At 72.4% G+C, this 9,814-nt stretch carries 8 protein-coding genes; 5 read left to right on the top strand and 3 right to left on the bottom strand.

Annotated features, from left to right (window positions below; all coding sequences use genetic code 11):
* The first annotated feature begins 355 nt into the window (after positions 1-355).
* The 4 genes from ABT367_RS19785 to ABT367_RS19770 all read left to right on the top strand — a co-directional run bounded on the left by ABT367_RS19785 (position 356) and on the right by ABT367_RS19770 (position 4,103).
* A complete protein-coding gene (locus tag ABT367_RS19785) occupies positions 356-1,303 on the top strand; it encodes an NAD-dependent epimerase/dehydratase family protein (protein WP_165336411.1) in 948 nt (315 codons plus the stop codon).
* Positions 1,291-2,043: a spherulation-specific family 4 protein gene (locus ABT367_RS19780; protein ID WP_352254379.1), complete on the top strand. Its 753-nt coding sequence runs from the start codon at positions 1,291-1,293 to the stop codon at positions 2,041-2,043. Before ABT367_RS19785 ends, ABT367_RS19780 begins: the two co-directional genes overlap by 13 nt.
* 61 nt (positions 2,044-2,104) lie before the next feature.
* Positions 2,105-3,283, top strand: a complete 1,179-nt coding sequence (moeZ, locus tag ABT367_RS19775) for an adenylyltransferase/sulfurtransferase MoeZ (protein ID WP_352254378.1) — start codon at positions 2,105-2,107, stop codon at positions 3,281-3,283.
* A gap of 127 nt (positions 3,284-3,410) precedes the next feature.
* The gene (locus ABT367_RS19770) at positions 3,411-4,103 is read left to right on the top strand and encodes a class I SAM-dependent methyltransferase (RefSeq protein ID WP_352254377.1); all 693 of its coding nucleotides are present in this window, start codon (positions 3,411-3,413) and stop codon (positions 4,101-4,103) included.
* 77 nt (positions 4,104-4,180) lie between these two features.
* On the opposite strand, the gene ABT367_RS19765 is transcribed toward ABT367_RS19770, so the two are convergent.
* Both ABT367_RS19765 and ABT367_RS19760 read right to left on the bottom strand, forming a co-directional pair.
* Positions 4,181-5,383 (bottom strand): serine hydrolase domain-containing protein, encoded by a 1,203-nt coding sequence (locus ABT367_RS19765; protein WP_352254376.1) that lies wholly within the window; start codon positions 5,381-5,383, stop codon positions 4,181-4,183.
* 158 nt (positions 5,384-5,541) lie between these two features.
* Positions 5,542-6,279 (bottom strand): formylglycine-generating enzyme family protein, encoded by a 738-nt coding sequence (locus tag ABT367_RS19760; RefSeq protein ID WP_352254375.1) that lies wholly within the window; start codon positions 6,277-6,279, stop codon positions 5,542-5,544.
* A gap of 175 nt (positions 6,280-6,454) precedes the next feature.
* Here ABT367_RS19760 and ABT367_RS19755 point away from each other — a divergent pair, with 175 nt between their 5' ends.
* On the top strand, positions 6,455-7,471 hold the full coding sequence (locus tag ABT367_RS19755; protein ID WP_352254374.1) for a questin oxidase family protein: 1,017 nt from the start codon (positions 6,455-6,457) through the stop codon (positions 7,469-7,471).
* A gap of 92 nt (positions 7,472-7,563) precedes the next feature.
* Here ABT367_RS19755 and ABT367_RS19750 read toward each other — a convergent pair whose 3' ends face one another.
* Positions 7,564-9,771 carry an Lsr2 family DNA-binding protein gene (locus ABT367_RS19750; protein WP_352254373.1) on the bottom strand — a complete coding sequence of 736 codons (2,208 nt, stop codon included), beginning with the start codon at positions 9,769-9,771 and terminating at the stop codon, positions 7,564-7,566.
* Positions 9,772-9,814 lie beyond the last annotated feature (43 nt).

The raw sequence follows: 9,814 nt of genomic DNA, 5'->3' as shown, positions 1-9,814 counted from the left end.
GCTCCGCCCCTGCGCCCCGGCGGGGGCTGCGCCCCCTGCACCCCGCTAGTGCGCTCGCGTGTCCCGTTCACCCGTCGCGGTCCGTTGGCGGTCCCGCGCGTTCGCCGCACCCCGTTGGTGGCCCCACGTGCCTGGCGCGCTCGCCGCACCCAATCGCCGGCCCCGCCTATCCCGCGCGCTCGCCGCACCCAATCGGCGGCCCCACCTACCTCGCGCGCTCGTCGCGCCCCGTCCATAGCCCCTTCCCCGCGTGGCCGACACCGCGGGTGGCGGGCTTATCCCCTTACGAACATCACTGAGGAGCACGGAAGATGAGCACCCCCAAGCACAGGCCCGCACCCGTCGGAGCCGCCCGATGAGGGTGTTGCTGCTCGGCGCCAATGGATATCTGGGCCGTTTCGTCGCCGACCGGCTGCTCGCCGATCCGGCCGTCCAGCTCACGGCGCTCGGCCGCGGTGATGACGCGGATGTGCGGTTCGACCTCGCGAACGGCAGCCCCGGCGCCCTGACCAGGTTCCTGGACGCGGTGCACCCCGGCGTGGTGATCAACTGCGCGGGGGCGACCCGGGGCGGAGCCCGCGACCTCGTGCGGCACAACACGATCGCCGTCGCCACGGTCTGCGAGGCGCTCAGAAGGAGCGGCTGCGGAGCCCGGCTCGTGCAGCTCGGCTGCGGGGCGGAGTACGGACCCAGCCAGCCCGGCTCGTCCACGTCGGAGGACGCGGTGCCGAGGCCCGGCGGCCCGTACGGAGTGAGCAAGCTCGCCGCGACCGAGCTCGTGCTCGGATCGGGGCTCGACGCCGTCGTGCTGCGGGTGTTCTCGCCCGCGGGCCCGGGCACCCCGGCCGGCTCCCCGCTCGGCCGCCTCGCCGAGGCGATGCGCCGCGCGATGCAGGCGGGCGACGGCGAGCTCAAGCTCGGCGGACTCGGCGTACAGCGGGACTTCGTGGATGTGAGGGATGTCGCGCGTGCTGTGCATGCCGCCTCTCTGTCCGCCGCTCAGGGCGTGGTCAACATCGGCTCGGGTCGCGCGGTGAAGCTCCGCGACGCCGCCGCCGTGCTCGCCCGCGTCGCCGGATACGGGGGCGCGCTCCACGAGTTGGACGGCGGTGGACGGCCATCCATCGGCCACCCTCGTACCGAATCCGACGCAGCACCCGCCGCCTACCCCTACCCGGACGGCTGCGGCAGCTGGCAGCAGGCCGATGTGCGCACCGCGCGCGACCGGCTCGGCTGGCGGCCCCGGATCAACCTCGAAGAGTCCCTCGCCGACATCTGGATGGAGGCGGCATGCCGCATCTGATCACCCCCACCGGAGCACAGCAGCAAGCGGCAGAGGCCACCATGGGCCTCGGCGTGCCCGGATACGCCCACCCCTTGGTCGCCCCCATGGAGTGGGCGGAGCTGACGCGACCCGGTGCACCTTTGCACTGGACTGTCCTGAATGTCGCGAACGGGCCCGGCGCCCGCCCCGACCCGCACTGCCTCGAAGCGTCCGGAAAGCTGCGCAACGCAGGCACCCGTGTCCTCGGTCACCTCGACCTCGCGTACGGGGCCCGGAGCTTCGGCGAGCTGGTCTCGGACGCGCACCGCTATCTGGACTGGTATCAGGTCGACGGCTTCTACGCGGACCGCGCCCCCACCGAGCGCGAAGCCCTCCCCGAGGTGCGGCGGATCTCCGCCACCCTCAAAGCGCTGCTCCCCGACGGCCATCTGGTCTTCGGGCACGGCACCCACCCCTACCCCGGATACGCCGAATCCGCCGACCAGTTGGTGACGTTCAGCGGCGCGTGGAGCGACTACCGCTGGTCGCAGGTGGCGGAGTGGACCGCCGACTATCCGCCCGAGAAGTTCTGCCATCTGGTCCACGGCGTACCGCTCGGCCACCTCGAAGAGGCCCTGCGCATCGCCCGCTGGCAGGGCGCGGCCACGATCTGGTTCACGGACCGTACGGACAAGCACCGCACGGTCGATCCTTTCGAGGCGCTGCCCGGTTACTGGGACGAAATCGTCTCGCGTATCGGACGGGGTGTCTCGGAATGAAGAAGGCTGTGGCAGCGTTACGGGAAGAACCACTGTTCGTATACCGATCTACGGAGTTCCCGTGTCGCTGCCACCCCTGGTCGAGCCTGCCGCAGAGCTCACCGTCGACGAGGTCCGCAGGTACTCCCGCCACCTGATCATCCCGGACGTCGGGATGGACGGGCAGAAGCGGCTGAAGAACGCCAAGGTGCTGTGTGTCGGCGCCGGCGGACTCGGGTCCCCGGCGCTGATGTACCTGGCCGCGGCCGGTGTCGGCACGCTCGGCATCGTGGAGTTCGACGAGGTCGACGAGTCGAATCTGCAGCGCCAGATCATCCACAGCCAGGCGGACATCGGCCGCTCGAAGGCGGAGTCCGCGAAGGACTCGGTCCTCGGCATCAACCCGTACGTGAACGTGGTCCTGCACGAAGAGCGGCTCGAAGCCGAGAACGTGATGGACATCTTCAGCCAGTACGACCTGATCGTGGACGGCACGGACAACTTCGCCACCCGCTACCTGGTCAACGACGCGTGCGTGCTGCTCAACAAGCCGTACGTCTGGGGCTCCATCTACCGCTTCGACGGTCAGGCGAGCGTGTTCTGGTCCGAGCACGGTCCCTGCTACCGCTGCCTCTACCCGGAGCCCCCGCCGCCGGGCATGGTCCCCTCCTGCGCCGAGGGCGGCGTGCTCGGTGTGCTGTGCGCCTCGATCGGTTCGATCCAGGTCACCGAGGCCATCAAGGTCCTGACCGGGGTCGGCGACCCGCTGGTCGGCCGCCTGATGATCTACGACGCCCTGGAGATGCAGTACCGCCAGGTCAAGGTCCGCAAGGACCCCAACTGCGCGGTCTGCGGCGAGAACCCGACCGTCACCGAGCTCATCGACTACGAGGCCTTCTGCGGTGTCGTGTCGGACGAGGCCCAGGAGGCGGCGCTCGGCTCGACGATCACTCCCAAGCAGCTCAAGGAGTGGATCGACGCGGACGAGAAGATCGAGATCATCGACGTCCGCGAGCAGAACGAGTACGAGATCGTCTCGATCCCCGGCGCGAAGCTGATCCCCAAGAACGAGTTCCTGATGGGCACCGCCCTCCAGGACCTGCCCCAGGACAAGCGCATCGTCCTGCACTGCAAGACGGGTGTCCGCAGTGCGGAGGTCCTCGCGGTCCTCAAGTCCGCGGGCTTCGCGGACGCGGTCCACGTGGGCGGCGGCGTGATCGGCTGGGTCAACCAGATCGAGCCCGAGAAGCCGGTCTACTAGGCCGGGAATCCGGTCCATCAGGCCGAGTCGGCCGTACGGCTCCGAGTGCCGCGCTCCCCGTCGGGGGCGCGGCACTTGTGCGTTGCCGCCCGGGAACGGTCGTGCGGGCGCGGTCCGTTGGACGGGCATGGAGCTGAAGAAGCGAGTGGGGCATCAGGGGACCGGGCCCGGAGCGATCACCCCGGACGGCTGCGCGGTCGAGCTGTACACACGGCTGACCGCCGGGACCGAACCCGAGGTCGTGGCGGCGGCCGTACCGGCGGGTGCGCACATCCTGGAGCTGGGCTGCGGCGCGGGGCGCGTCACCCACCCGCTCCTGGAGCGCGGGTTCACCGTGACCGCCGTGGACGAGTCCCCCGAGATGCTCGAGCGCGTCCGCGGGGCGCGCACGGTGTGCAGCCCGATCGAGGACCTCGACCTCGGCGAGACGTACGACGTGGTGATGCTCGCGTCGTTCCTCGTGCACACCGCGGACGTGGACGTGCGGCGGGGACTGCTGCGGACCTGCGTCCGGCATCTCTCCGCGGACGGCTGTGTGCTGATCCAGCGGGAAGGCGGTGACTGGCACCGGGACCTGCCGCGCGAGCGGATCGACCCCGGCGGCTACACCGTGCGGATCGTGTCGGCGGAGCCGGTCGGGGACGGGGTGAACTCGGTCTACGCGGAGTACGAGTTCCCCGACGCCACCTGGACCCAGACGTTCCGGTCCCGGCCGCTGACGAAGGAACAGTTCGAGGAGGCGCTCGCGGGGGTGGGCCTGCGGGTGGACAAGTACCTGACGGAGGACGGGATCTGGGTGCGGGCCCGCTGGGCGGCGTGACGGAGCAGGTGCTGCCAGGGCGGCGTGCGGGCCCGGGCGGCCCGGCTGCCCGGCGGTCCGACGGCGGGGCAGCCGGCTCAGCCCTTCGTCCGGCACAGAGCGCGGTCGATGAGCTCGCGCATCCTGTCCTCCTGGCGGGCCGCCGTGCCGGGGTCGCCCGGGCGGCTGTGCGCGGTCACGGTGATCGTGCTGCCGCCGTCCGCCGTGGTCGCCCCGCGGATGACGTAGCCGAAGCCGCTCCCGCCGTGCCCGAGGTACTCACCGCCGCAGGACAAGGGCGTGGTGAACAGCCCGAGCCCGTCTCCCGTGCCCGCGGGATGATCCCCGCCCGCCGGTACCGGCACGGTGGTGCGCATCGCGTCCAGGGTGGCCGGTTCCAGGAGCCGGCCGCGGACCAGGGCGGCGAGGAAACGGTTGAGGTCCTGCGCCGTGCCGGTCATCGATCCGTCGGCTCCGGTGTCGAAGGGGCGGTAGGGGATCGTGGTGTCGATCAGCGGTCCCCGCGGCGCGAACTGCTGGTAGTTGAGGGCGTGCGGCCGAGGCAGGTACGGCCGGGTGCCGGGCGTATCGGTGCGGCGCAGGCCGAGGGGCCGCAGGATGCGCTCGTGGACCTGCTGCTCCCACGGCCGGCCGGTCACCTTCTCGATGACCATCCCCGCGAGCACGTAATTCGTGTTGGAGTACGCCCAGTCGGTGCCCGGCGCGAAGTCGGGCTCGTGCCGCATGGCCAGGGCGACCAGCTGCTCCGGGCGGTAGGCGTCCCAGCGCCTGTCGAAGTACGTCCGGGCGCTCGGGTCGGGGAACACCTCGGCCGTGTAGTCGTACAGACCGCTGGTGTGCTGCAGCAGATCGCGCAGGGTGATGCGGTGCCCGTCGTTGCCGTGGCCGGCGACGACCCCGGGCAGCAGTTCCGCCACGGTCCGGTCCAGTGAAAGCCGTCCCTCGTCCACGAGTTGCAGCACCACGGTGGCCCCGTACGTCTTGGTGATGCTGCCGAGCCGCAGATAGCCGTGCTCGGGGACCGGGCGGCCGGTGGCGCGGTCCGCGAGGCCCGAACGGGCCGTGACCGTGCCCCGCGGAGTCTCCAGCCTGACCGATACGCCGGTGACTCCGGCGTCCCGCAGCGCATCGGCGTCCTGCTGCAGAGAGCCGTCCGCGCGCGGCGCCGCCGGCGCGCCCGGCCCCGCCACCGCGGACGGCAGCCCCGCCGCGGCCAACGTCAGCACACCGGCAGCCAACAGCAGACGACGACCGGGGTTCATGCGTCGAAAGAGGTTCATGCGCCGACGCTAGAAAACCTCCCCGCCGCCTGCCCATCCGACGAACCCCCGGCTCTGCAGGGGGATTTCCCCCGATGCACGGAACGGCACGGCACGGCATGACACGGCACGGATCGGAACGGGTCGCGGGTCCGCAGCGGCAGTCGGGTGCGGTTCGCTCAAGCGGGTGGAGCCGCCACCCGGAAGCCGACTCCGATCGCCGTCAGATCCTGCTCGTACGCGCCGTGACGGCGGGCGCAGCGGGCCAGGTCGCGGTCGTGGCGGTAGGCGCCGCCGCGAGTGACGTGGGGGTCGAAGGCCCAGCTCTCGGTGGGGGAGACGTCGGCGGGGGCGCCGGGGTAGGGGGCGTAGAGCGTGGAGGTCCACTCGTCCGCGTTGCCCGCCATGTCAAGGACGCCGAACGGACTGGCTCCGTCCGGGAAGGAGCCGACGGGTGTGGTGGTGCCGACGCCGAGGTCGACCAGATTGGCCAGGCCCGTCCGGTACGTGGAGCCCCAAGGGAACTCACGTGCGTCGTCGCCCCGAGCGGCACGTTCCCACTCGTCCTCGCTGGGCAGGCGCACCTCGATGCCGCCGAGTTGCCGTACGAGCCACTCGCAGTACGCGTTCGCGTCGGCCCAGCTGACGCCGATGACCGGATGGTTGGACGGACCCTGCGGGTCGGGGCGTCCGGTCGACCGGGCGAAGAGCGTCCACTGGCCGGCCGTGACCAGGGTCCGGGCGATCCGGAACGCAGGGACGCGTACCTCCGCACGCGGGGCCTCCTTGCGGTACCACTCCGCCGGAACTCCCGTGTCCGCATAGCGCCCGGCCACCTCGGCGAGTTCCTCGACCGGTGTACCCCGCCGCAGCACACCGGCCGGGACTTCGGCCCAGTCCACCTCTTCCAGCCGCATCCGCCGCCCCTTCGTCCGGTCGACCACCGAGCACCCATGATCGCCTCGGCGGACGACCGTCAGCCTCGGCCAACAGGCCCACCTCACCTGCCCTGTTGGGCCTAGGACCCACCAGGCCGGTGCCTACACCTCCCGCCCGATCCGCCCCCTGCGCCCCCCTGCCTACAGTCCTGCCATGGATACGTCAGGAACGCTGGACGAAGCGCTGGAGCGGCTGCACGGTTCGGGGCCCGAGCGGCTCGGGCGGCTCACCAATCACGCGCCGATGGCGGTCGAGTCGCTCGCCGCCCGTGGTCAGGCGCGGTCGGTGCACCGCTGGCTCGACCTGTACGCGCCCAAACTGGAGGAGTTCCCTGCACGGGTCGAGCCCGTCACGGACGCCGGCTGGCCCGAAGCGCTGGGCGATCCGCGGCGCGTGGCCGACTGGATCGGGTACTTCGAGGCGGAGGTCGCCGAACGTCCGTGGCGCGAGGTGCTCGCCCAGTGGTGGCCCCGGCTGCTCCCCGGCATGTACGGCGGCTCGACACATCCGGTGATCCGGGTGGGCCATGCCGTGCGGACGCTCCTGTCGGCGCAGGGCGAGCCCACAGCCCCGCGCCTCGCCGAACTCGCGCACGGCCTCGGCTACTGGGCCGCCCGCCACCATCCCGTATCGGTCCGGCCGTCGCTGCCCGGTGCGCGGACCGCGGCCGGGGCCCTGGACGCCGTGCCCCGTATCGCCGACCAAAGCGGCGGCTTCCCCACGCTGCTCGGCCGGGTGAGCGCCCTGCCGGTCTGGGCGTACGAGGCAGAGCAACCGGCCGACGTCCACGCCCGCCTCACCGAACTGGTCCGCGCCGCCACCCACCGCTACGCCACCCACGGCCACGGCGAGGAGACGATGCTCGTCCACGCCGCCACCGCACCCAACGCCGTCCTGCGCACCCTGCCCGCACTTCCGCACGAGCTGTGGCCGGAGAGCCTGCGCGCGGCCTGGACGGCCTCCGCCGCGGTCACCGCGATGTACGCACCGCCGACCGGGATCACCTACACCCCGCCCGGCACCTTCACCCCCGAAGAGGTCGCCGAACGGGCCCTGGCCCACGGCGACGAGCACGTCATCAAACTGACGGATACGGCCCTGGACGTCGGAGACGAGCAGGCGCTGGCGGCAGCGCTGCGGGCGATCGAGCTGAGCGCGCCCCTGGTGTGAGGCACCTTCGCGGAAGGGCGGGCCGCGGTGGAGTGTCAGGCCCCAACGGCCCTCCTCCTGCTGCCGGTTCGTCGCGCTCCGGCCCCTGTGCGTCACTCGCGCCGATGCGCATCCCTCCAGGCTTCTCGTACGGCTGCGGGGATGCGTCCCCGCAGTGGGAGCGCGAAGCCGTGGGCGCGGGCCCACTGCCTGATGGCCTCCGTCGGCTCAGGGCCGTCCAGACCGACCAGCACGCGGTGGCACGCATCCTGGAGCTTCTCGTCCGCGGCGACCCCATGGAACGTGACGCTGCGGCGCGGCAGTTCGAGCGCCGCCTCGATACGGGCTCTGGCCGGGGCGGCGGCCGGGCCCATCCGGTCGAGGCAGGACAGGACGAACGGAGCGGTCGCGTCGTTCCCGTCCCAGGCGGTCAGCAAGGTGTGCAGCACCGCTTCCGCCTCCGGCTCGCCCGCGATGTCCCAGATGGCCGCCGCGGCATGCACCCGCGTCCAGTCGTAGCCGGCCTCCAGAAGAGGGCGCAGCTGCGTCAGGGCCGGCGCGGCCGCTGCGCCGATCCGTCCGAGGGCGTCGGCGGCCTCCGCGTTCCGATAGGTGCCGAGCAGGGCCGACAGGTGCGGTACGGCTTCGGCCGCGTCCCGGCCGATGTCCCACAGCGCCGCCGCCGCGGCCGCCCGCAGATCGAGGTCTTCCGTGTCCGTCAGCGGGCGGATCACCGCCGACGCGGGTGCGGCACGGGGACCGAAGGACGCGAGGGCGTCCACGGCGGAGGCGGCTGTACGCCACTGCTCGTGGCGGACCGCCGTGCCGACGGCCTCGGTGAGCGCGGGCGCGGCGGCAGGATCGCCCAGAGCGGCCAGGGCGGATATGACGGCGCCGGTGCTCATGTCCGGGCCCGGCGCGGAGAAGTCGGCCTCGCTGAGGATGCGGCACAGCCTCGGCGTCAACTCGCCTGCGGCAGCAGGGAGATGACCGCAGACCCCAACGGCACGCCAGACGTCGCGGCCGGAGTCGAGACCGGTCAGCAGATCCGGCAGCGCACGCGGATCGCCGAGCCGGGCCAGCGCCATGACGGCTTCCTGGTGGGCCCGCCGCAGCAGCGGCCGCGGCGCCGCCCATACGCCGGGTCCGTGCGCGGCGCGCTGTCCGGCGACGTAGGAGGCGAGAGCTTCGCGGGCCGGTTCGCACAGGGGTGTCAGACGCCCGAGGCTCTCGGCCGCCGCGGCGGCGGTGTACGGGTCGTCGGGCAGCAGACAGCCCGCGAGGAGCGTGACGAGCCCGGTGTGGTCGCCCCGCCACGTGGTGATCAGGTCCTGGGCCGTGCGGATCGCGTCGTACCGCGTACCGGCGTCGGGGCTGCGCAACTGTTCGGCGAGGAGCAGCCGGCGCTCCGGCAGCCGCCCGTCGAGCACGGCGTGGAACGTGCGCAGCAGTGAAGTGGTGGGCGCGTGCACCCGGTTGTACCGGTCGAGGTCGGCGAACGCGGCGGCGATCTGCGGCGGGACGTCCGTCGCCTCGCCTTCGTCCGTGCAGGTGCAGGTCCCGGAGCAGCCCGTGTCCGCCGGGGCCGTCGCCGTTGCGGGGGTGAGGTCGCGCAGCAGGCCGATCGCCGTGGTGACGGTCCCCTCGTCGATCTCCTCGGGCGCACAGCGGGCGCGGTGCACCAGGGCCGCGAGGCGGATGCCGGGGTCCTCGGCGTCCTCGGCCCAGGCGTACAGGAGCGTTCTGGCCGCGTCGCCCCCGTACGGCAGCCGGAGCGCCAGGTCGGCCGTCGTACGGACGATCAGGAGCCGTTCCGTGATGCCGTCCTCGGCCGCGAGCCGCTCCCGCAGCAGCCTGACCGCCCGCTCGGCGTCGTCCAGGAAGAGCCCGACCCCCTCGATGCCCGCCCTGCGGACGCGCGGATCGGGGTCCGTGGTGAAGGCGGCCAGGGCGTCGACGCGCTCACGCATCAGCGCGCAACTGTCCCTGCCGGCCGTCGACTCGGTGCCGTCCGGATCCACGAAGACCTGGTCGCCGCGCTCGGCGGCCTCGCGTCCGATGCTCAGGAGCAGCTCGGCGACCGCCGCGCGGTCCGGCGTGGCGCTGTCCGTCGCCAAGGCGAACAGGTACGGCACGCACAGCGCCGTACAGGGGTAGACATCACCTTGGTGATGGGCAGCCCCGTAGAAGTCCCCGAACGCCCGCTCCCGCACCTGCGGATCGGGCGAGGACATGGCCCGCAGCCATCCGGGGACGTCGTCCGCCGGACCGTAGGCATGGCTCATGGCTGCCCAGTCGATGCCGTCCAAGTCGTCGATCATGCCCGCACTATGCCGCAGGGCACTGACAACCGGTCCCGGCAGC

Origin of the sequence: Streptomyces mesophilus (genome assembly GCF_040300965.1) — a bacterium.
GTDB classification, from domain to species: Bacteria; Actinomycetota; Actinomycetes; order Streptomycetales; family Streptomycetaceae; genus Streptomyces; species Streptomyces mesophilus_A.
The sequence above is the reverse complement of the archived record's forward strand: the minus strand, read 5'-3'. Positions and strand labels throughout refer to the sequence as shown.

Excerpts from the sequence above, each read along its gene's own strand:
- ABT367_RS19785 (WP_165336411.1), top strand. The coding sequence starts at position 356 with ATGAGGGTGTTGCTGCTCGGCGCCAATGGATATCTGGGCCGTTTCGTC.
- ABT367_RS19780 (WP_352254379.1), top strand. The coding sequence starts at position 1,291 with ATGCCGCATCTGATCACCCCCACCGGAGCACAGCAGCAAGCGGCAGAG.
- ABT367_RS19770 (WP_352254377.1), top strand. The coding sequence starts at position 3,411 with ATGGAGCTGAAGAAGCGAGTGGGGCATCAGGGGACCGGGCCCGGAGCG.
- ABT367_RS19765 (WP_352254376.1), bottom strand. The coding sequence starts at position 5,383 with ATGAACCTCTTTCGACGCATGAACCCCGGTCGTCGTCTGCTGTTGGCT.
- ABT367_RS19760 (WP_352254375.1), bottom strand. The coding sequence starts at position 6,279 with ATGCGGCTGGAAGAGGTGGACTGGGCCGAAGTCCCGGCCGGTGTGCTG.
- ABT367_RS19755 (WP_352254374.1), top strand. The coding sequence starts at position 6,455 with ATGGATACGTCAGGAACGCTGGACGAAGCGCTGGAGCGGCTGCACGGT.
- ABT367_RS19750 (WP_352254373.1), bottom strand. The coding sequence starts at position 9,771 with ATGATCGACGACTTGGACGGCATCGACTGGGCAGCCATGAGCCATGCC.